22 protein-coding genes and 1 rRNA gene (1 of these 23 running past the window's edge) are annotated in these 22,145 nt (G+C 40.7%); all 23 read left to right on the plus strand.

Going from position 1 to position 22,145, the window contains the following annotated elements:
* The first annotated feature begins 271 nt into the window (after window positions 1-271).
* The gene (locus tag BrL25_RS17740; RefSeq protein ID WP_018674181.1) at window positions 272-514 is read left to right on the plus strand and encodes a CDGSH iron-sulfur domain-containing protein; all 243 of its coding nucleotides are present in this window, start codon (window positions 272-274) and stop codon (window positions 512-514) included.
* A 454-nt stretch (window positions 515-968) separates the two neighbouring features.
* Window positions 969-1,253, plus strand: a complete 285-nt coding sequence (gene yqfC / locus BrL25_RS17745) for a sporulation protein YqfC (protein ID WP_018674182.1) — start codon at window positions 969-971, stop codon at window positions 1,251-1,253.
* Window positions 1,254-1,273: 20 nt separating this feature from the next.
* Entirely contained in the window at window positions 1,274-2,485 is a 1,212-nt protein-coding gene (gene yqfD / locus BrL25_RS17750) for a sporulation protein YqfD (RefSeq protein WP_018674183.1), read from the plus strand.
* 30 nt (window positions 2,486-2,515) lie between these two features.
* The gene (locus BrL25_RS17755) at window positions 2,516-3,481 is read left to right on the plus strand and encodes a PhoH family protein (protein WP_018674184.1); all 966 of its coding nucleotides are present in this window, start codon (window positions 2,516-2,518) and stop codon (window positions 3,479-3,481) included.
* A 73-nt stretch (window positions 3,482-3,554) separates the two neighbouring features.
* On the plus strand, window positions 3,555-4,034 hold the full coding sequence (gene ybeY / locus BrL25_RS17760; protein WP_018674185.1) for an rRNA maturation RNase YbeY: 480 nt from the start codon (window positions 3,555-3,557) through the stop codon (window positions 4,032-4,034).
* 11 nt (window positions 4,035-4,045) lie between these two features.
* On the plus strand, window positions 4,046-4,420 hold the full coding sequence (locus BrL25_RS17765) for a diacylglycerol kinase family protein (RefSeq protein WP_018674186.1): 375 nt from the start codon (window positions 4,046-4,048) through the stop codon (window positions 4,418-4,420).
* 114 nt (window positions 4,421-4,534) lie between these two features.
* A complete protein-coding gene (locus tag BrL25_RS17770) occupies window positions 4,535-4,933 on the plus strand; it encodes a cytidine deaminase (protein WP_018674187.1) in 399 nt (132 codons plus the stop codon).
* Window positions 4,926-5,843 carry a GTPase Era gene (gene era / locus BrL25_RS17775; RefSeq protein WP_018674188.1) on the plus strand — a complete coding sequence of 306 codons (918 nt, stop codon included), beginning with the start codon at window positions 4,926-4,928 and terminating at the stop codon, window positions 5,841-5,843. Before BrL25_RS17770 ends, era begins: the two co-directional genes overlap by 8 nt.
* Before the next feature lie 107 nt (window positions 5,844-5,950).
* Window positions 5,951-6,109, plus strand: a complete 159-nt coding sequence (locus tag BrL25_RS17780) for a YqzL family protein (RefSeq protein ID WP_018674189.1) — start codon at window positions 5,951-5,953, stop codon at window positions 6,107-6,109.
* The gene (gene recO, locus BrL25_RS17785) at window positions 6,100-6,873 is read left to right on the plus strand and encodes a DNA repair protein RecO (protein ID WP_018674190.1); all 774 of its coding nucleotides are present in this window, start codon (window positions 6,100-6,102) and stop codon (window positions 6,871-6,873) included. Before BrL25_RS17780 ends, recO begins: the two co-directional genes overlap by 10 nt.
* Before the next feature lie 221 nt (window positions 6,874-7,094).
* Complete coding sequence (locus tag BrL25_RS17790; protein ID WP_018674191.1) at window positions 7,095-7,727, plus strand: transcriptional regulator CcpN; 633 nt, start codon at window positions 7,095-7,097, stop codon at window positions 7,725-7,727.
* Between the two features lie 18 nt (window positions 7,728-7,745).
* The gene (locus BrL25_RS17795) at window positions 7,746-8,567 is read left to right on the plus strand and encodes a pyruvate, water dikinase regulatory protein (protein WP_035312404.1); all 822 of its coding nucleotides are present in this window, start codon (window positions 7,746-7,748) and stop codon (window positions 8,565-8,567) included.
* 90 nt (window positions 8,568-8,657) lie between these two features.
* On the plus strand, window positions 8,658-10,502 hold the full coding sequence (dnaG, locus tag BrL25_RS17800; RefSeq protein ID WP_018674193.1) for a DNA primase: 1,845 nt from the start codon (window positions 8,658-8,660) through the stop codon (window positions 10,500-10,502).
* 36 nt (window positions 10,503-10,538) lie between these two features.
* Window positions 10,539-11,663, plus strand: coding sequence for an RNA polymerase sigma factor RpoD (gene rpoD / locus BrL25_RS17805; protein ID WP_018674194.1), 1,125 nt, complete (start codon window positions 10,539-10,541; stop codon window positions 11,661-11,663).
* 147 nt (window positions 11,664-11,810) lie between these two features.
* Entirely contained in the window at window positions 11,811-12,758 is a 948-nt protein-coding gene (locus BrL25_RS17810) for a Bax inhibitor 1 family protein (RefSeq protein WP_018674195.1), read from the plus strand.
* A gap of 214 nt (window positions 12,759-12,972) precedes the next feature.
* A complete protein-coding gene (locus BrL25_RS17815; RefSeq protein WP_018674196.1) occupies window positions 12,973-14,112 on the plus strand; it encodes an acyl-CoA dehydrogenase family protein in 1,140 nt (379 codons plus the stop codon).
* A 303-nt stretch (window positions 14,113-14,415) separates the two neighbouring features.
* Window positions 14,416-15,156, plus strand: coding sequence for a tRNA (adenine(22)-N(1))-methyltransferase (locus BrL25_RS17820; protein ID WP_018674197.1), 741 nt, complete (start codon window positions 14,416-14,418; stop codon window positions 15,154-15,156).
* The gene (locus BrL25_RS17825; protein ID WP_018674198.1) at window positions 15,123-16,238 is read left to right on the plus strand and encodes a Nif3-like dinuclear metal center hexameric protein; all 1,116 of its coding nucleotides are present in this window, start codon (window positions 15,123-15,125) and stop codon (window positions 16,236-16,238) included. The genes BrL25_RS17820 and BrL25_RS17825 overlap by 34 nt, the downstream gene beginning before the upstream one ends.
* A 38-nt stretch (window positions 16,239-16,276) precedes the next feature.
* Entirely contained in the window at window positions 16,277-16,771 is a 495-nt protein-coding gene (locus BrL25_RS17830) for a C4-type zinc ribbon domain-containing protein (RefSeq protein ID WP_018674199.1), read from the plus strand.
* Window positions 16,743-18,803 carry an S-layer homology domain-containing protein gene (locus tag BrL25_RS17835; protein ID WP_018674200.1) on the plus strand — a complete coding sequence of 687 codons (2,061 nt, stop codon included), beginning with the start codon at window positions 16,743-16,745 and terminating at the stop codon, window positions 18,801-18,803. Before BrL25_RS17830 ends, BrL25_RS17835 begins: the two co-directional genes overlap by 29 nt.
* On the plus strand, window positions 18,793-20,358 hold the full coding sequence (locus tag BrL25_RS17840) for a S41 family peptidase (protein ID WP_018674201.1): 1,566 nt from the start codon (window positions 18,793-18,795) through the stop codon (window positions 20,356-20,358). Before BrL25_RS17835 ends, BrL25_RS17840 begins: the two co-directional genes overlap by 11 nt.
* A 189-nt stretch (window positions 20,359-20,547) precedes the next feature.
* The gene (locus BrL25_RS17845; RefSeq protein ID WP_018674202.1) at window positions 20,548-21,381 is read left to right on the plus strand and encodes an alpha/beta hydrolase family protein; all 834 of its coding nucleotides are present in this window, start codon (window positions 20,548-20,550) and stop codon (window positions 21,379-21,381) included.
* A 699-nt stretch (window positions 21,382-22,080) separates the two neighbouring features.
* Window positions 22,081-22,145: ribosomal RNA gene (locus BrL25_RS17850) — 16S ribosomal RNA — on the plus strand (it continues 1,471 nt past the right edge of the window).

Consider the following 22,145-nt stretch of genomic DNA (forward strand, 5'->3'; position numbering starts at 1 on the left):
AGTAAAACTTACCTAATGAGAGAGTAAGAATCATATGCAATAGGTCTATTTATTATGCCCACTAAAAGTGTGGGTGATAGAGAATCAGTAAATACAAGATGTTACTACGTTTTGTCACTTTTAGCTTGACAGTAGGGGCTTTTCTAAACTTGGATTATTCCTTTATGAATAGTTGTTATGCATCTAAAACGTAATAACTAGGGACGTGATATACTAACATTAATACTACCTACCATTAGATAGGCTAAGTGAACAAAGGAGAGAAAGCATTATGGCCCTCTATGATAAAAAAGGCCCAATCGTCGTGAAGGAAGAACCAGGCGTTAAATTTTACTGTATGTGTGGCCTTACAGAAGATGCCCCCTACTGTGATGGCACTCATAATGGACAAGGAACAGGGAAAACCCCGTATATTGTTAAATTTAGTGAAGCTAAGACGGTAAGAATTTGTGGTTGTGGAATGTCTGAAAAATTACCTTATTGTGATGGGGCTCATGGTAAAGGTGAGAATTAAATGATGTAAGACCCGTATGTTGTATATAGACATGCGGGTTTTTCTATTAGATCATGCGGTTTTTCTAGTCCTACGCAAATCCTTTAGAGAACGGATGGCTTTTTCCTTACAGAATAAGAACAAGTTTGTGTTTCTCTTCCCGTTTCAATACGCCCCCAGTTGTCAGGGGAATTTTCTTTCCAAGGTTAGTATGTAAGGTTCAATCGACATCTTTTCATCCCAACTACTTACTTACGAAGTTAACCAATTTGATTGATTTGTTTTTTTCGAAATCGCCTCTAACGAAACGTATGGAAATCCCCTCTACCTTTTTCAAATTCCCAGCATGATAAGCCCTACCCCCTGCATAGGTATAAAAGAACGGATTTTTGTGTTGCAAGCACACGGCTATCCCATTTAACAGACTCCACTCAAGCAAGTCTGGTGTATATGCAAGGAAAAAGGGGGCTTACATATGAAGAAATGGAGCCGCCGACTGCGCCGAATGGCTGTGGGCGTGTTGGATCTACCTCAGGATGTGGTACTCGAAGTCCCGAGAATTACAATGATTGGTCATTTGCAAATGTATATAGAAAACCACCGGGGTGTCCTGCAATTTAGCGATACCGAACTTCGCTTATTACTAACAAACGGACAGTTGCTTGTCATAGGGGAACAGCTGGTGATTCGTGCTATTTTGAAGGAAGAAGTGTTGTTGGAAGGTAGAATTGGCAAGATAACGTTCATTCAAAATACGTGACGAGTTTGAGGGGGATACAGATGCGAAACGTAGTAAAAGAATGGTACGAAGGTCATATAACAGTAACAATTCGCGGTAAACGGTTCGAACGTCTTATCAACCTAGCTGTCCGCGAAAACATTTCAATGTGGAATATCAAGCGTTTAGATCCTGAGCTTGGACAGTGTGAGATGATGATTGCCGATTTTTATCGGCTTCGTCCCTTCTTAAAGGAGACAGGCTGCCGTGTACATGTGACAAGTCGAGATGGTTTACCTTTTTTGTTTTTACGGATGCGAATGAGAATTGGGTTTGTTGCAGGCATTTTAATTTTTTTATTCGGATTGTACATGCTCTCCACGTTTGTATGGCAAATCGAAGTACAAGGAACACAGAATATCTCGCAATATCAGGTGACACAAGCTGCCGAGAAGGTGGGGTTAAGAGCAGGTGCATGGAAATTCAAAATTGGGGACCCACAAGAATTACAGCGTCGCATTTTAGGCTATATTCCAGAAGCCTCATGGGTAGGTGTAGAGTTAAATGGTACAAAGGCAATTATTCAAGTCGTTGAAAAGGTTGATCCGGAAAAGAGTGTTGCGCATGAACCTAAACATGTTGTGGCAAAGAAAAAAGCGGTCATCCACAGTATTTTTGCAGAAACAGGTAAGACTATGGTTAAAGCGAATCAATATGTTGATAAGGGGCAGGTTTTAATTTCAGGTATTATTGGCAATGAGGAACGTCAATCTGTTGTTTCTGCCCGAGGACAAGTGAAAGGAGAGGTCTGGTATCGATCTGACGTGACCGTTCCCTTAATCCAGAACCAGCTTATTTATACGGGAGAAAAACAGAAGCAACACTTTTTGATTTTTGGGTCATCCGCTGTACGTCTCTGGCCATTTGAAGTCAAGTCGTACAAGCATGATCGTAAGACAGAAAAACGTTTTCAAGCAGCTTTTTTTGACTATCAATTGCCGTTCGGATGGAAAACAGAAATTGATCGAGAGCTGGAGCCTAAGGTTATTCGAATGAGCGATCAGAATGCTCTTGAGGTAGCTAAACAATTTGCAAAAGCAGATATCTTGAAACGAGCTGGAGAAGATGCGAAGATAAAAGAAGAAAAAGTTTTGCACGTAAAACAAGAGAATGGTAAAGTTTATGTAAGTATCTATTTTTCCGTTATCGAAAATATAGCGATGGACCAACCAATTGTTGCTACGCCGCCCGCACTAGAAGGCACACCAAACTAAAATAACTGATGGCAAGGAGATGGACAAAGGTTGCAAGTACAAGAAGAAGTAGTGATCCAGTTTGCAGATGCACAGGAAGCATTGCTTTTGTTTGGACCTCATGATTCCTATTTAAAAAAGATCGAAGAAAAAACAACAGCTCAGATAGGAACCCGCACCGGCGCATTCGTCATCAGTGGGGAAAAGGCAGAAGTCGACAAGCTGGCTACGCTATTTGATACTTTATTGCAGCTGATCCGCAGGGGAATTACGTTATCCGAACGTGATGTATACTATGCGATGCAGCTAACAGAAAAAGGGGAAGAACAAGAGCTTCTGCATCTTTATGAAGAAGAGGTAGCACGTTCTCACCGCGGTAAATTAGTCCGGGCTAAAACCTTAGGGCAGCGCCATTATTTGTCTGCTATTAAACGAAATGATATCGTGTTTGGAATTGGTCCTGCTGGTACTGGTAAAACATATCTAGCGGTAGTAATGGCCGTACAAGCTCTCAAAAACGGTCGAGTAAAACGAATTGTTCTCACTCGTCCAGCTGTGGAAGCGGGCGAAAGTCTTGGTTTCTTACCAGGTGATTTACAAGAGAAGGTAGACCCTTATCTACGACCGCTCTATGATGCTTTGTATGATATGTTAGGAACTGAACAGGTTAGTAAAATGATGGAACGAGGTATCATCGAGGTAGCTCCGCTTGCTTATATGAGGGGGCGTACTTTAGAAGATAGCTTTATTATTCTGGATGAAGCACAAAATACTACACCAGAACAAATGAAAATGTTCTTGACGCGCTTGGGTTTTGGCTCCAAAATGGTCATCACGGGGGATGTGACTCAGATTGACCTGCCAAAAGGCAAAAAGTCTGGTCTGCGAGAAGCAGAGCGCATTCTTTCCATTATTTCTGACATCGCTTTTATCGAATTCCAGGATACAGATGTTGTACGTCATAGCTTGGTTCAAAAAATCATTACAGCGTATTCCAGAGAGGAGCAGCAGAATTAGGCTGGCTCCTCTTGGAGTCTCTTTATGTGATTATAAATTATGATATGTTTCAGAAGAAAAAGAGGGAAGAACATTGCTGACGATTGAAATTGTAAATGAGCAAGACGAAGAAATCACTCAAGAGCACCAACAACTTATTGAAGAGTGCTTACAAAAAGCAGCCCAATTTGAAGAGATTACGGGCGAAGTGGTTATCACACTTGTAAACAATGAACGTATCCATGAGTTGAATCGCGATTATCGTGGAGTGGATCGTCCTACCGATGTGCTATCGTTTGCACTGAATGAAGAGGGCGAGGGTGACATGGAGATATTTGTGGAAGAAAGTGAATTTGATGACTATCCTAATATGCTAGGCGATATCATCATCTCAATCCCACGAACAAAAGAACAAGCGCAAGATTATGGCCATTCTTTTGAACGCGAGCTTGGTTTTCTAGCAGTGCATGGATTTTTGCATTTGATTGGCTATGACCATGGGACACCTGAGGAAGAAAAAGAAATGTTTACCCGTCAGGAAAATATCCTGCAAGAAGTCGGTTTGACGAGATAGGGGCGGTCAACGTGAAGGAGTGGCTTCGTTTATGGCGTAGTTTTGGTTATGCTCTACAGGGAATTAACCATGCTATACGCACCCAACGAAACATGCAAATACACGTAGTAGCTGCGCTCGGTGTGGTTATTGTATCCATTTGGCTACAAGTTACTCGCCTAGAGCTTAGCCTATTATTATTGGTTATTGCTGTTGTTTGGGCGCTTGAACTACTTAATACTGCCATTGAAGCTGTCGTTGATCTGGTTACAGAAGAGTATCATCCACAAGCAAAAATAGCGAAGGATGTCGCTGCTGGAGCTGTCTTTGTATCCGCTATGTTTGCAGTCGTAATTGGAATCCTCATTCTTGGACCACCTTTATATGCCTATTTCTTTACTCGCTAGGACACGTTAATCACGGTCAAGGAAACAGCTAGACGAACCTCCCAAAATGGGAACGGCATCGTCTGGTCTCTTGGCATCTTCATTTTTATTTAGAAACAGGAGAGGAAGAATTGTATGAACCAACAACAACTAATTGAACAAGCAAAAGTAGCAAGAGAAACAGCTTACGTACCTTATTCCAAATTCCCGGTGGGTGCTGCATTATTATCAGAAACGGGTAAAGTATATCTAGGATGTAATATTGAAAATGCTGCTTATCCTCTGTGCAACTGCGCAGAACGAACAGCTTTGTTTAAAGCATATTCCGATGGAGATAAGACTTACCAAGCAATCGCTGTGGTAGCGGATACACCGAAACCAGTACCACCATGTGGAGCATGCCGTCAGGTTATGGCAGAAATGTGCCCACCTGATATGAAGGTAATCTTGTCCAATTTAAATGGAGATGTTACGGTAACTACAGTGAGTGAACTATTGCCAGGTGCTTTTACAAAGGAGGATCTTCTTGGATAATCATAAAAAGAAAGAAACGTTTAAATCCGGATTTGTATCAATTATTGGACGACCAAATGTAGGGAAATCCACATTATTAAATCAAGTTGTTGGGCAAAAAGTCGCCATTATGTCCAATAAACCCCAAACCACACGTAATCAGATTCGTGCTGTGTATACCACTGACAAAGGTCAATTAATTTTCATTGATACACCAGGTATTCATAAAGCGAAGTCCAAATTGGGCGATTACATGGTAGCAGCTGCTGAGAACACTCTTAATGAAGTAGACTTGGTGCTGTTCGTAATTGATGCCACGGAAAAACGTGGGGCAGGAGAAGAGTATATTCTCGAGCGTTTGGAGAAGGTTAATACCCCGGTCTTCTTGGTTATTAACAAAATTGACCAAATTCATCCAGAAGAATTGCTTCCGTTAATTGATGAATATCGGAAGCATCATGATTTTAAACAAATTGTTCCTATTTCTGCTTTACAAGGAAACAATACAGATGCCTTACTACAATCCATTTTGTTGGAAATGCCAGAAGGTCCCATGTATTATCCAGCAGATCAAGTAACGGATCATCCTGAGCGCTTTATCATAGCGGAATTGATTCGTGAAAAGGTTCTTCATCTGACGCGTGAAGAGATTCCGCATTCAATCGCTGTAACGGTGGAGGAAATGAAGCGTGGGGAAAATGGAAAAACATTATACATTTATGCCGCAATCTACGTGGAACGTGATTCCCAAAAAGGAATTCTGATCGGAAAAAGAGGGGACATGCTAAAAGAAATTTCCAAACGTGCACGGGTTGATATGGAGCGTTTATTAGGAGAAAAAATCTTTTTAGAAGTATGGGTAAAAGTGAAGAAAGATTGGCGTAATCAGGAAAGAATGCTTCGTAATTTTGGTTTCTATGAAGAGAAATAAACTTTTTCCTTACTATACGTGACAATTTTTCCAAGGCATAGAAATGGGGGCTACGGTGGATTCTATATAAAGAAAGTGGAGCCGAAAAAAGGAAAGGATGATGCAACATGCTTCGCAACTTTTCTTGGAGTTACTTTGCTTCAACCGGTGATATCCACGCTTACCTTCTTTATAAGGAACATCATGAAGCGCAAAACGTTGCTGATGATGCAGGATCACTGGATCAAGCCCTATTGGAACAGGGTGATTCTCAGGTATGCTTGTAAAGTGGGAAGGTATTGTCATCCGTAGCGTTGATTACGGAGAAAGTAGTAAAGTGGTTACGCTCTACACTAGAGAATACGGTAAGGTCGGGGTAATGGCAAAGGGGGCCAAAAAACCTCGAAGTCGCCTGGCCGCCGTATCTCAATTGTTTACACATGGATACTATCTATGTAAAAAAGGAACAGGGACAGGAATGCCGGAGCTCACGCAAGGGGATATTCTTCAATCTTTTAAAGACCTCCGTCAAGATTTAATGCTGACTGCTTATTCTGCTTATATGGCAGAGATGTTAGATCGTTTGACTGAAGAGCGTGAGTCTAATCCTTACCTGTTCCAATTATTGGTTCATACACTCCAGTATTTGGATGAAGGTAAGGATTCTGAGATTCTTTGCCGTATTTTTGAAAGTAAAATGCTGGTTCTTGCTGGAATTCGTCCGCATCTTGAAAGTTGCATTTCTTGTGGTGCAGAGGGCGAACCTTATACGTTTAGTATCACGCAAGGTGGTCTTTTATGTCAGAGATGTACACCTACTGATCCTTATTCGTTTCATATTTTACCGGCAACTTGGAAATTATTACGGCTGTTTTTATTATTCCCCCTTGAGCGTTTAGGAGAGATTGAAGTAAAAATAAATACACGAAACCAACTGAGGCTTCTGTTGCATAGGTATTTAGATCAGCATATTGACCTCCGTCTCAAAAGCCGAAACTTTCTAGAACAAATGGAACGTCTAGAGTTTTCAGATGGATTTGACAAGGCATAGTTTTTTGGCTATCATGATCAATTGTGATCATATATATATACATAAACATCGGCTTATCGGGACATGAGCTCCCTGCCTCCTTTTGTGGAGGCTTTTTTCTACTTTCAGTACATTAGAGTAGCAGAAAAAAAGCTTTTTACGATTCTTTTGCAGGAATCTATCTCTTTATAGAGTAATACTAGGGATAGTAATTTATGAATCGGTGGTGATCCGTCATCGAATTGACCAAACGCCAAGAACAAATTTTGCAAATTGTAAAAGATGAAGGTCCAATTACAGGTGAGAATATTGCTGAGCACCTGAATCTCACAAGGGCTACTCTTCGACCTGATTTATCCATCCTTACTATGTCGGGTTATTTAGATGCCAGACCGAGGGTTGGCTATTTTTATGCAGGTCGTCCTACATCGTCGGTTATTGCAGAACGACTGCACAAGCTAGTAGTAAATGATTATAAAGCGGTGCCTATCGTCGTGGCTGAATCAGCGACGGTGTATGATGCAATTGTGACTTTATTCTTAGAAGATGTAGGTACATTGTTTGTTGTCAATCAAAAAGGTCTGTTAGCTGGTGTAGTGTCCCGAAAGGATTTACTCCGGGCCTCATTAGGTAACAAGGGATTGGAGAGCATACCTGTCAGCATCATCATGACAAGAATGCCTAATATCGTCACGTGTTCTCCAGAAGAAACTCTTCTGGATACTGCACAAAAATTGATTGAATTCCAAATTGATTCACTGCCGGTCGTACGCCCCAACGAAGAAGATCCAAAAACCTTTGAATTGTTGGGCAGAATTACCAAAACAACAATTTCTAGAGCTTTTGTGGAGCTTGGCAAAGAGACGAATGTGTAGGGGGAAGTTAGATTGGAAATGAATACCCAATTAATTTATGTCGTATCGGATTCAATTGGAGAAACAGCAGAATTTGTCGTAAGGGCAGTATCAAGTCAATTTAGCGGTAAAACGGTAGATATTCACAAGTATCCGTACATCGAGGATAAAGAATCCATTGATGAAGTTATCCTTTCCGCCAAAGAATCAAAAGCTCTGGTGGTGTTTACTCTCGTTGTTCCTGAACTAAAGACTTATATTTTGGAACAAGCCAACAGACATAATGTGCCCATTGTGGATGTAATGGGTCCATTATTAACCATTATGGAAGATCTACTCCAGACGAAACAATCCGGCAAGCCTGGATTAGTACGTAAATTGGATGAGGATTATTTCCGAAAAGTGGAGGCCATTGAGTTCGCTGTAAAATACGATGATGGCAGAGACCCTCGTGGCTTACTTCGAGCAGATGTTGTATTAATTGGGGTTTCGCGTACATCTAAAACCCCGTTGTCCATGTATTTGGCAAACAAACGCTTGAAGGTAGCAAATGTACCGTTGGTTCCAGAAGTCGAACCGCCGGAAGAATTGTTCTTACTACCAGCGGAAAAATGTATTGGACTTACCATAAATTCAGATCAATTAAACGGAATTCGCACGGAACGATTAAAAGCATTAGGTCTAACTGCCCAAGCGAATTATGCAACAATGGATCGGATTGAAACAGAATTGGAATACTCAAAAAAAATCATGGAACGCGTAGGTTGTCCCGTGATTGATGTTTCCATCAAAGCGGTTGAAGAGACGGCTAATATTATTCTTGACATTATTCGACGTAACAAAATCAAAACACGCCGATAAGTTCAGAAAGAAAAAATAGTAGTTGAAAGAAGGATTTTGCCGAACTTTGACGAATAAAGTAATTTCATTGCTGTGAAAAGGTGGATGGCTATGGCTCAATCTGCACCCGAAGAGTTCGTCAACCAGGTTCGAGCAGCTGTTGACATCGTAGACGTGGTGGGAGAATACGTACAACTGAAGAAGAGGGGGCGCGCCTATCTAGGCTTGTGTCCGTTCCATTCGGAAAAAACCCCGTCCTTTAATGTGAACGCGGAGCGACAGTTTTATCATTGCTTCGGGTGTCATGCTGGGGGAGACGTATTCTCTTTCGTTATGCAAGTCGAACAGCTATCGTTTCCTGAGGCCTTGCAAAAACTTGCAGACCGGGTGGGATTAACCCCGCCAGCTCCCCTCGCTCACGAAGATAATCCGATGCAGAGCGTGAAGGCGAAAATGTATGAAGCCTATCGTTTTGTGGCGAAACTATATCATTATGTTTTAACATCCACTCCCTATGGATCGGAAGCTCTTCGGTATTTGGAGAACCGAGGCTTTACTAGAACGACGATTGACGAATACATGATTGGGTTTGCGCCTGAATCATGGGATTTCGTTAAGGATAACCTTGTAAAGCGTAATTTTCCGTTAGAGTTAATGGTCGAAGCAGGATTACTATCCTCCAATGATCGTGGAAGAGTGTATGACAAATTTCGCAAGAGAGTTATCTTTCCGATTCAGGATTCACAGGGAGAGGTTATCGGATTTGGAGGAAGGTCAATTGACGGCTCGGAACCCAAGTATTTAAATAGTCCAGAAACACTCCTATTCAACAAAAGTCGCACTATATTTAACTTGCATCGCGCGAGAAGCCAAATGCGTAAACGAAACCAGGTAATCCTTTTTGAAGGATATGCAGATGTAATTGCTGCGTGGCAGGCTGGCATTAGTAACGGAATCGCTACGCTAGGAACCGCTTTTACGGAGCAACAAGCACATCTGATCAGAAGAAACACGGATCAGGTAATCCTTTGCTACGACGGCGACTTTGCCGGACAGGATGCTACGGCAAAAGCGATTGATCAATTGCAAAAAGCTGGTTGTACGGTGCGAATTGCTCCACTCCCCCAGGGTAGTGACCCTGATGATTATATACGGCAGTATGGCGCTGAACAATTTTCCCAGCAAGTATTATTACAAGCAATGCCGGTGACGTCCTTTCAATTGAAACATTTGCGGAGTAAAACCGTAATACAAGATGAAGCGGATAAAGCTGAGTATGTAAGACAGGCACTGGAATTCATCGTTACACTCCCGAACGCGATCGAACGGGATATGTATGAACGGCAACTGTCTGAGGAGTATTCCTTATCCCTTGAGGCTGTAAAGACAGAAGCGAAAAAGCTGTACAAGCAACAAAAAATAATGAAACAAAGGGATAAAGTTACAGCACCATGGAATAATAGTATAAATAATGGCAAATTTATGGTTACAAAAGCACCTGCACACGAAAATGCAGAACGAATGTTGCTATACTATATGTTGCGTGATCCGGAAATTGCTTTACGTGTGCAACAGGAATGTAACGCAGATTTCCAAGTGGACGAACACAGTGCTCTAGCCGCTTACTTGTATGCTTATTATGCAGAGGGGCATCCGACAGATCCTGGAGCCTTTATACACTATGTTGAAGATGAGAAGTGCAAGCAATTAGCCTCGGGATTAGCCATGATGGAATGCAGAGACGATGTATCTGATAAGGAAATTGAAGACTACATCAAGCAGGTGAACAATTACCCTGTTCGCGCGGAACTACAAAGGTTACGTGAACAACAAAAGCAACTAAATTTGCAAGCGGGAAGCACCATAGATGAGGAGCAGCGCAAAAAGCTTATTATTGAAGCCGCTTTACTAGGGATGAAGATCGCCGAAATGGAAAATGCTTTGAGGGAAGGGTAGTTATCAGCATCATTCCCGAGGAAGGAGGGAAAATAGATGAACAAGCAAAACTTGACATCAGACATGGAGACTTTGTCGGTGGACCAGGTAAAAGAACAATTGGTAGAACTAGGTAAGAAGAAGGGAAGCTTGACTTTCAAAGAAATTACAAATCGTCTATCGAACTTTGATCAGGATTCTGATCAGATGGATGAGTTCTTCGAGTTCCTAGGTGATCAAGGGATCGATGTCAGTAATGAGAGTGAAGAAGACGAAGAAGCAGATGCTATGATGATCAAGGATGAGGAGCAGGAAGGCTTTGAATATGATGACCTGTCTGTGCCACCAGGAATCAAAATTAATGATCCTGTGCGTATGTACCTAAAAGAGATTGGGCGTGTTCCTCTACTTTCCGCTGAAGAGGAGATTAAACTAGCACAACGTATTGAACAAGGCGATGAAGAAGCAAAGCGCCGATTGGCAGAAGCTAACTTGCGTCTCGTTGTAAGCATAGCAAAGCGCTATGTGGGGCGAGGTATGTTGTTCCTAGATTTGATCCAGGAAGGTAATATGGGTCTAATTAAGGCAGTTGAAAAGTTTGACTACCAAAAAGGATACAAATTTAGTACCTATGCAACTTGGTGGATTCGACAAGCTATTACTCGTGCTATTGCTGACCAAGCAAGAACCATTCGTATCCCAGTGCATATGGTTGAGACCATCAATAAGCTAATTCGCGTTTCCCGTCAATTACTACAGGAATTAGGGCGTGAACCTGCTCCCGAAGAGATTGCTGAAAAGATGGATTTAACTCCTGAAAAAGTACGTGAAATCATGAAAATTGCTCAAGAGCCTGTGTCATTAGAAACACCAATCGGAGAAGAAGATGATTCTCACCTAGGTGATTTTATTGAGGATCAGGAAGCATTAGCTCCTTCTGATGCTGCTGCTTATGAACTGTTGAAAGAGCAATTAGAAGATGTTTTAGATACATTAACAGACCGTGAAGAAAACGTACTTCGTCTTCGCTTCGGATTAGATGACGGTCGTACAAGAACACTTGAGGAAGTAGGAAAAGTTTTCGGGGTAACTCGTGAGCGTATTCGTCAAATTGAGGCAAAAGCCCTACGTAAATTAAGACATCCTTCCCGTAGTAAACGTTTAAAAGATTTTTTGGAATAGCCGATAAAGATAAGGTAAGCACTAAGCCTACGTTTTGCCAAATACGCTACGTAGGCTTTTTTGTTGGGAAAAACAGGATATTACTTCAAATATGATCCATTTCACAAAACTAACAAAAAGAAATGGCAGTAAGGAGGCGATGTCTACTTGGATGATCAACGTAGAAAAATTATTATTACTGAGATTGAAAATTGGCGACGGAATCATTTACTGCCAGAACATTATTGCATTTTTCTGTTAAATCTCTATACAGAAGGCAAGCATGCTCAAAATCAAGAGGAGCCCGTCACAAAAAAACGTTTATTCTTTTTTCCCAACAGAAAACCGAGTAGTAGAACGGATAGGCCTGATGAACAGCAACAAGTCTTTACACATGGAGTAGGTCCTCAAATTCAAGGGAGTGGGAAAGAAGCGCAAATCCTTTCCGTAAAGCTTATGGGAGGAATATTTCTTGTAGGACTTGTAATCGCTGTCATGCTTTTACTTGCTTTTTATTTTAACGCTTTTAGTATTCCAATGCAAATGAGCATTTTGGTTCTCAGTTGGATACTTGCTTATGTGCTGGCTTTTGTATTTAAACGAAAAATACCGCTATTATCCTATTTTTTCTTACTTATCACGATCCTCATCGCTTTAGCGAGTCTCTATCATTTTGGGGAAAAATGGAAAATAAGTCAAGTTACATATTTTTGGTTTCTTCTTTTAGTTGCTACCTATTCTTTTTTGCATGGTTTACTATTTCGTTATTCATTGTTTGTATTTGCAGGGCTAATAGGTATAGGTATTTTATATGGGACAGCTATGCTAACACGCATGGGAGAATTTTTTAGTTGGATGAATATAGAGTTATATTGGGTACCTTTATCTTTCTTGATGATCGGATTAGGTTATTTGTTCCATGGACGTCATCAGCAACTTGCCTATACTCTTGTAGCAAGTGGATTATTTTACTTTTTTGGTCCAGAGATCAGCTCTTGGTGGGTTCCTGAGGCGTCTCGTGAGATGATGCAAATTATATTACTCATTAAAGTTTTGCTTAGTGGTTTATTGCTAGTCGTTACACGTCGCTACTGGCTTGAATGGCTTCGTGGATAAAGTAGCATCCAGAGATTTTATTATTTGTTTTACATAGGACTGAGACTTCGTCAAGCACGGAGTCTCTTTATTTTATCTTTAAGACTATCCAAACATCTTTCGAATTGTATATAATAATAAGTAAATTCTGAACAAACGCTCGGTCAGTCAAGACTGATAAATTACCCGCTGTAGCGAATTGAACATGATATAGCGTATAAAGGAGAGAGTTGACATGCAATTTGATCTTACATCAGAGCAACAGATGTTGCAGAAAATGATTCGGGAATTTGCAGATGAAGTAGTCGCACCTGGAGCAGAGCAACGTGATAAGGAAAAGAGGTTTCCTATTGAGATTATGAGGCAACTAGGGGAATTGGAACTGATGGGCTTACCATTTCCTGAAGAATTTGGGGGAGCTGGAGCGGATACGATTAGCTTTGCTATTGTCACTGAAGAGCTAAGTCGGGCTTGTGCTTCGACAGGCATTACTTATTCAGCACATATATCCTTGGGTGGGGCTCCCTTGCATCTGTTTGGAACAAAGGAACAAAAAGAAAGGTATTTAACAAAGATCTGTAGCGGAGAGAGTATAGGAGCATTTGGGTTAACAGAACCACAAGCAGGATCTGATGCAGGTGGAACGAAAACGCAAGCAGTATTACAAAATGGACAATATGTAATTAATGGTTCCAAATGTTTTATTACTAATGCTTCTTACGCCAAATTTCTTGCTTTAACAGCTGTAACCGATAGATCAAAGGGTACAAAAGGAATTACGGCTCTTCTGGTCCCAACGGATGCACCAGGATTTAAGGTAGTGGATCGCTATGAAAAATTAGGGTTAAATGCCTCGAATACCACGGAGTTGGTCTTAGAAGACGTTAAGGTCCCTCAAGAAGAAATTTTAGGTAAAGAAGGAGAGGGCTTTAAACAATTTTTAATCACATTGGATGGTGGGCGCATTGGTATTGGTGCGATGTCTGTCGGTGTAGCTCAAGCAGCTTTTAATCGAGCATTACAGTATGCGAAAGAAAGAAAAGCCTTTGGTTCTAGCTTGTCACATTTCCAAATGATTCAACAGAAATTGGCGGATATGGCAACCCAGATCGAATTAGCTCGTACATTGGTCTATAAAGCAGCGTGGCTTAAAGATCAAGGACGCAAATTTACCAAAGAAGCGGCGATGGCTAAGTTATATGCTTCGGAGGTCGCAATGTCTGCCACTCATCAAGCTATTCAGATTCACGGAGGATACGGCTATATGAAGGATTATCATGTTGAACGTTACTTCCGTGATGCACGTTTACTGGAAATCGGTGAAGGAACTTCAGAAATCTTACGAATGGTAATTGCTCGTGAAGTAAGTAAATAAGGAACATAAGGATCTCTCCAACTTGTATTTTGGAGGGATTTTTATTATTGGAAATCTAGGAGCAAAAACAACGATCTGGGAATAGTAATGTTGTGTCATACTAGTCTTTTTAAAAGTTATTTGTTAATATCTGGTTACCTATTTGTTTTTGGAGAAGTAAGGAAGGGCGTAAAAACGTTATGGTTCAACTATCCTCTCCTCTCCCTACTACCACCCTAAAAATTACCATATTACTCATCCAGTTTCTTCATGTGTTTTTTTGGCAAGATGAGGTAAAATGGATGAACTGGAGGTAATAGGAACATGACATTAACTATTTCTAAACGATTACAAACAATTGCAGCATATTGCCCCAAAGATGCGCTTGTAGCTGATATTGGATCGGACCACGCCCTGCTGGCTTCCTATTTATTAGTAAACAATCAGGCGCGTTTTGTAATAGCGGGAGAATTGAATGAAGGACCATATCAAGCAGCACTTCGACAAATTGCAACACTAACAGCTAAGGATAGAGCTTCTGTACGCAAAGGTGATGGCTTAGCTGTACTAGCCCCAAACGAGGCAGAGGTCATTTGCATCGCAGGAATGGGTGGACAATTAATTGCTTCTATTTTGGAAGCCGGCCTTGATAAATTAGGGAAAGTAAAACGTTTGATCCTGCAACCCAATGTTGGAGAAGATACACTGCGTCAATGGTTATATGACCATGGATATCAATTAGTAGCAGAAGAGATTGTAGAGGAAGATGGCATCATTTACGAAGTGCTTGTAGCTGAACCAGGCAATCCAGATGAGCCATATCAGTCTAATAAATGGAGCCAAGCAGAGCTAATGGAAATTGGGCCCTTTTTATTACAACAACAATCTCCTATTTTGCTCGAAAAATGGAAGTCTGAATTAGAGAAGTGGGAAAAAATCAAAGAGCGCATGACGGCATCTACTCGTGTGGAAACGCAGGAAAAACTGTCGGAAATTGAGGATAAAATTATTTGGATTAAAGGAGTTTTGACATGCTTGCAAACGGACAAACCATCATACAATTAGTGGAGAGACTAGCACCAAAATCTTTGGCGATGGAATGGGATAAGATCGGATTGCAAGTAGGCACACTACAAAAGCCTGTTCAGAAGGTCATGACAGCGTTGGATGTAAATGAAGAGGTGGTTGATGAAGCCATTCAAAAAGGTGTTTCGCTCATAATTGCTCATCATCCTGTGATATTTCGTCCCTTAAAGCATTTACGCACTGATTTACCGGCAGGACGCTTGTTAGCAAAATTACTTGCTCATGATATCGCCGTCTATAGCATGCATACGAACTTAGATGTTGCAAATGGAGGCTTGAATGATTGGCTTGCAGAAGAATTAGAATTACAGCAACCCGAAATCCTAGATGTCACATATCAGGATGAGCTTAAAAAACTAGTGACTTTTGTGCCTAAATCGCATAGTGAACAAGTGTTTCAGGCTATGGTGAATGCAGGTGCTGGTCATATTGGGCAATACAGTCATTGTAGCTTCCAGATTGAGGGGACAGGTACTTTTTTACCACTTGAAGGTACTACTCCATTTATTGGAGAACAGGGGAAAGTGGAGCATGTAGAAGAAATTCGGATTGAGACTGTTATACTAAGTAGTCAACAACCATCTGTGATTAAGGCGATGAAAGCTGCGCATCCGTATGATGAGGTAGCGTATGATATCTATCCTCTTGATCTACCGCCACGTACACTTGGGCTTGGGAGAATTGGTAAACTAGTGGAGCCTATGACTCTGGAGGAATATGCTCATTTTGTCAAAAGAAAGCTAGGTCTGGAAGGGGTTCGTATAGTCGGTCCTAAGGATCGTATAGTGAAAAAGGTCGCTGTTCTGGGAGGTAGCGGCGGTTCTTATTTGTTAAAAGCTGCTTTCCGTGGTGCAGATGTAATGGTAACAGGCGATGTCGGATACCATGAAGCGCAGGACGCGTTCGTGGAAGGATTATCAATCATTGATGCTGGTCATAACATTGAAAAGATCATGAAGCCAAGATTGGCTAGTTTTATACAAGTAAAGCTACAAGAACATAAATATAAAACCGAAGTAATTGCCTCAGAGATTCATACAGACCCGTTTCAATACCTCTAAGGCAAAGGATCTACGGCTTAAATAAGGGAGTGGGCAACATGTCCTCGATTCGTGATTTCTATGAGTGGCACCAGTTACTTGGGAAAATAAAGCGAGCCGAGCGTGAATTGGCTGGTGTAAAAGAGCAAGAAAGGGAACAGATGAAGCACATCAGGGCTATTAAACGTCAAATAGAGGGCATGCCTACGGACACCCCTGATCAACAAATTGAACGAATGTTAAAGGAGCAAGAGCTCTGGATGGCAAAAAAAGAGTGGGAACGCAATGGAAATGAGTTGATCGAAAAGCGATTTTCTCTAGAACAATCATTGCAATTCTCCCGTATGGAAGCAGAAGAACGCAAAGAAAAATTAGACCCAGAATGGTTGAGCGAGTATGATCGGCTATTGGAAACTAAAAAAAATCCGGTGGTAGAAGTAAAAAATAAGTCATGTATGGGGTGTTTTATGCCATTATCAACCAGTAATTTTGATAAATGGCGGAGAGGGAAGGGGCTGGTATATTGTGACGAGTGCGAAAGAATCCTCGTGTAGTCGGAAATGGTGGAAGGTAATTCCTGCTGCTGTAGCTATTGTGATGGCTACCGGTGTCTTTTTAGAACCCGTGCAAGCTGAGGAAATAGGGGATGATCTTTCAGCTCCATTGCCTTTCATCGATATTTCTAATCATCCTGCCAAAGAGGCTATCGTGAGAGCCTATGAGGAAGGATTGTTTAGTGATTCATCGAAAGCGATTCAGCAGTTTTTTCCTGATAAGGCTATGACACGGGCGGAGTTCTTTTTATTGACAAGCCGTTTTTTACAAAATAACCAAAATAAGCTGTTTCCATTGACTTTGTTGGAAGAAAACGATGAATTCGGTCGGGGACAAGGAATGGACGAGCCGTATTTGCCATACAAAGATGTGCATTACATGACATGGATGTATCCGGGTATTTTACGTGTGTTTGTGTATCATGATCGGATTGCAGGTGCAAGGACTCTACATAAGGTTTTTCCAGGAGATGAATTTTATCCTAATCAGCCTATTACAAATGCAGAGGCAGCTAAAGTCCTGTCAGCTCTATCCTTTACCACGAAGCAATCTCCATGGGAATTAGAATTGATTAAAAAAGGCTCGAACACGTTAACCCGTGCAGAAGCAGCTATTTTAATTGAAAAGGTGAGTGCTTCTTTGCAATCAGAGATGCTACTGCCGCTAGCTGACGAATCACGTTCTCTATATCCGTTTGTACCTGTTCAGAAGGAGATGTACCCGCTTTTTGCGACGTACGACTCTCCAACTGAAACGGAGAAAAAATTCATAGACATTGTTGATGCAATTAAAAATTATCTTGAAGAAGAGGAAACCTTTAAAGAACTGGAGGAGCTACCAGCTGATTTTGCCAACCAGGTGGGAGTTCATTATTACAAAAGCTGGAACTACTATAAGGAACCAGCAGATAATGCCAAAGAAGCATTCCTTGCATTAGATGCCTATATAAAAACAGTGGAGCATGATCCAAAAATTCTAGGTCTACTTACCGCTAATATCTATGATGTTGGCTTACAAATGCTACGTACTAATCAAGGTAAGGAATTCGAAGATTTGTATCAAAAGTTACTTGGTTACGAGGACAAACTGGTTAAAAATTCAGAGGAATGGAAAGTATTTGGCCTATATGTGGCAGCCATTGAAATTCATTTAGATAAATATGAGTTAGCGATTAAGCGCTATGAGGAGAGACCGGATTTAGTGCTTGCTGTACAAAATGGCTTGTACTATTTGGTCAAGGAGAATCGGATCTCTGATGCTGAAAATCTGTTAAAACGCGCGAAAGAAGCTGATCAGAAGAGTGAGCTTGTAGCTTTATATGACCAAGTGGCTCATGAATTAGATTTGTTGTCTTCTACTAGACAAAATCTTTATGCCACCCTTTTAAGTAAAGCTGATAAAAAGATGGATGAAGCCCAAAGGATCATTGTCAAGACGGAAATGAATTACGGTAATACGGTGCTTAAGGTAACAGAAGAGATGGATACTCAAAGAGGAATCACGCATACAAAAGGTATTTATCAAAAGGCTGACCAAGCAGTTTTAAACAAAATGGAAGGATATACAGATCGTCGTAATCAAGTTAAGTACGATTGGGATAATGAAAAGGGTGTCTGGACCAAAAAAGTAACAGGAAGTCCAACTGAGAAAAAAACGTATCTGCACGAGTATGTGAGTGATCTGCCTGTTTTAAGTCGTTTAAATAAGCTTCATGCTCGATACTTAAAGCAAAGCTTTGGAGAATACGAGATCATTACCGAATTTTATGAACCAAATGAACTTCAAAAATATGCAGAAACACTCGATTTACAAGAGAAAAAACTCTTATATGCTCCTACTTTTGTTGTAAAGTACTATCTGGATTCCAGAACTAATCAATTATTACGCCAATCTTGGAAAATTACGGAGATTTATGATAATGGGGAATACATCAAGCTTGATGGCGATGAAGAATATGAATTTCCCGAGAGCTTACGTCTTGACATTCCAAAAGAGGTGACGGAAGGAGCAGGTGTTATACATGAAACTTAGAAAGACGGGGGTTCTGGCTCTTACACTTATGCTCTTGTGGCCTGGCTCGGGGGCTATGGCTTCTATGTCACAGTCCTTACATCAAGCCTCATCTTTTGATATAAACAGTGCGAACAATAGAGCTCTCTTGGAGCTACAACAGGTGTATTATATTTTGCAAGAAAACCACCTCGACAAACCAAGTGAAAAAAAACTTGTGCAAGGGGCCTTGCAAGGGGTTCAACAATATATAAAGGCTGAGAAACGTGCTGAAGTTGTCGTGGATGAGAAGGATGATACCGTCCAAGAAATGGTGGATCGTATAAAGCAATGGCAAGCCCAAGAAAAATTGGATTGGAATACTGTAAGCTACTATGGGATTGAAGGAATGTTAACCCAAGTAAATGACCCTTACACTACTCTATTTACTGAAGGTGAATTGGATCAGTTTCAGAACAGTGTGAATAATAATTTTGTGGGTTTTGGTATCATGTTTCGTAAAACCGATAACGGTATCTTTGTACGCAAGGTTGTTGAAAACTCCCCAGCAGCTATAGCTGGAATTAGTTCAGGTGATAAGCTGGAAGCCGTTGATGGTAATAAAATAACAGTACAACATCTAGCAGAGTTGATTAAGATGCTACAAGGTGAAGAGGGAACGAGTGCAACTCTTACCTTTTCTAAATCGGGCACAACACAAAAAAAGGATTATACAATCAAGCGCTCGCCTCTTATTATGCCAGAAGCAGCAAGTCATCTTTTCACTTCCAAATCTGCAACGATTGGATATATAAGACTTGATACGTTCGGAAGCGATGCTGGTGATCAGTTTAAAGAGCAATTAGATAAACTGGAAAACAATCAAAAAAAATTAACAGGTTTGGTCATTGACTTACGTGATAACGGTGGCGGATATCTAAGCGCAGCGAAGGAAATTGCCAGTCTGTTTATGGAAGATGGTTTGCTGATGTATACGACAAATCGTAATGGAGTTGAAGTGGAAAATTGGGTCCGCAATGGTCGCCAAGCTCCCTATCCTATTACGATTTTAGTAAATGGGCAAACAGCATCAGCATCAGAATTGCTCTCTGGAGCGCTACAAGATCATAAGATAGCTAAATTGATTGGTTCCAAGACCTTTGGAAAAGGAATTGCTCAAACAGTCCTGCCTCTCGTTGAAGGTGATGCATTAAAAGTGACATTGCAAGAATATCTGACTCCGGCTCATCGTAAAGTAAATAAGATTGGCCTTGAACCGGATATTGTGATAACAGATGATATTAGTCAAGTGGTGGAAGCGTTGTATGAGTTGGGAGAAAAGCGCATAGAAGTAAGACAAAAAAGTGATTACGAGGTAGTGGTAAATGGAGTCACTTTCTATACAATTTCCCCTATACTGAAAAAGATAGGGAATAGCTTAAATATCCGTAGTACCTTTATGCAAAGTATGCTGCGGGAAAAAACAGCTGTTCCAGCCGAGTATCGCCCTATAGTTTCAGTTACCAATCCTACTGTTACTTTTACTTGGAAAAAGGAAAATAATGAATTTATTTTTATTAGCCAACTGAAAGAATAGTTATATGATGCCCGAGACGGTGAAATGTCTCGGGTTATTTTATGGTCCAATTCATACTTGACAGGTCGGAATAGTGTGAATTAAACTTAAATCAACAATCTAGATAGGCTGAGTGGCAGAGGAAAAGACGTATTTTCCTTTTTGATAAGCAAGTCAGAGTGGTGAGAGGAAAAAGGAGATGTGTGACACGTGAAGAGACATGTTGAAATTAAATGGCAGGATGAAACATTGACGGCTACCTTATATGTGCCTGAACTGGGAAATCAAGCAGAAACATTTCCTCTGATTGTCATTTGTCATGGTTTTATTGGTTCGCGTATCGGTGTCAATCGATTGTTTGTTGAAACCGCTAATCAATTGATTAGAGATGGCTATGCAGTGTTATGTTTTGATTATGTGGGATGTGGAGAAAGTACGGGCGAATATGGTCGGTCAGGCTTTGACCAATTAGTTGCGCAAACTAGGCATGTTCTGAAAGAGGCAACACATTTTCCGGAAGTTAATACAGAACGAATTTATTTGTTAGGTCATAGCTTAGGCGGTCCGGTTGCTCTATATACAGCTGTAAGCGAACCTAATATTCGCAAACTTATGTTATGGTCTCCAGTTGCTCATCCTTATAAAGATATTGTTCGGATTGTTGGAGTAGATACTTATCAAAGGGCATGGCAGTATTCATCTGTGGATTATATGGGCTATGGCTTTACTTCGGCATTCTTTGAGTCACTACAGCCTTATGTTCCTCTAAAAGAATTACAAAATTATACCGGAGATGTCTTCATTGCCCATGGCACAGCAGATGTTGACATTCCAGTTGAGTATTGCTTCCACTATTATTATGCCTTTCGTTCACGTCCTACTGGTAAAAGTGATAAAGAGATTATTTTAGAAGCAGATCATACCTTTTCTGACGGATGCAGTCGAGCTATGTTAATTGATAGTACAAGGGAATGGCTTTCTGGTGAACGATATTATAAACAAGCAGGGGGAGCTGTTACTCGTACTCTAGGTTATTCCATATAGGGAGAAGTATTCACATCGGTACCAAGCTCCTGCGTTTCCTCTCGAACTGTCCACGTTCTTATTCGTATGGCTTTTACGTTGACGAGAAGTCCCCTTTTGAAAAAAGGGACTTTATTCGTTTTAGGGGGACAACTATGCCCCAAAACTTTGGTAAAAAGCCTTAGCGATTCCTAGAAGGTCAAAAATGTAATGATTAATTTACAAATAACTAAGCGGGGTCTCCGGAAACGATGAAGTTCGGATCGTTCCGTTTTTTACAGTAGATGACTGAGGAAATTTATTTTTATTCTGGTTAAACTTATTTCTATATTATTTGAACAATGGCAGGTTCTGAAATCGTGTAATAAGTTGAGTTTTTACATGGGAGTAGAAAGGAACGAGTTTTATTCTTTTAGCATATAGATGGATACAGATACCTATACTTATAAATATCGTCACCTCAAACATTTTATCCTACCGTGAAGTTATGAGCTTTTTCTAGTTCCTACAAGGAGAATTGTTATTTTTTTAGTTAAATTTAAAAAAAGGTATTGCATTTATTTTTTTTATATGGTACATTATTAAACGTTGCCCCTACTTGAAACAATAGAGTGGCTAGGGTTACTAACGTTGTTCCTTGAAAACCAGATAGAATATAACTTACTATGTTTTTATATTTATGAACCGACAGGTTCGCTGTAGCTTTGATCAAGAACTACTTTAATGGAGAGTTTGATCCTGGCTCAGGACGAACGCTGGCGGCGTGCCTAATACATGCAAGTCGA

Origin of the sequence: Brevibacillus laterosporus DSM 25 (assembly GCF_002706795.1) — a bacterium.
GTDB lineage: Bacteria > Bacillota > Bacilli > Brevibacillales > Brevibacillaceae > Brevibacillus_B > Brevibacillus_B laterosporus.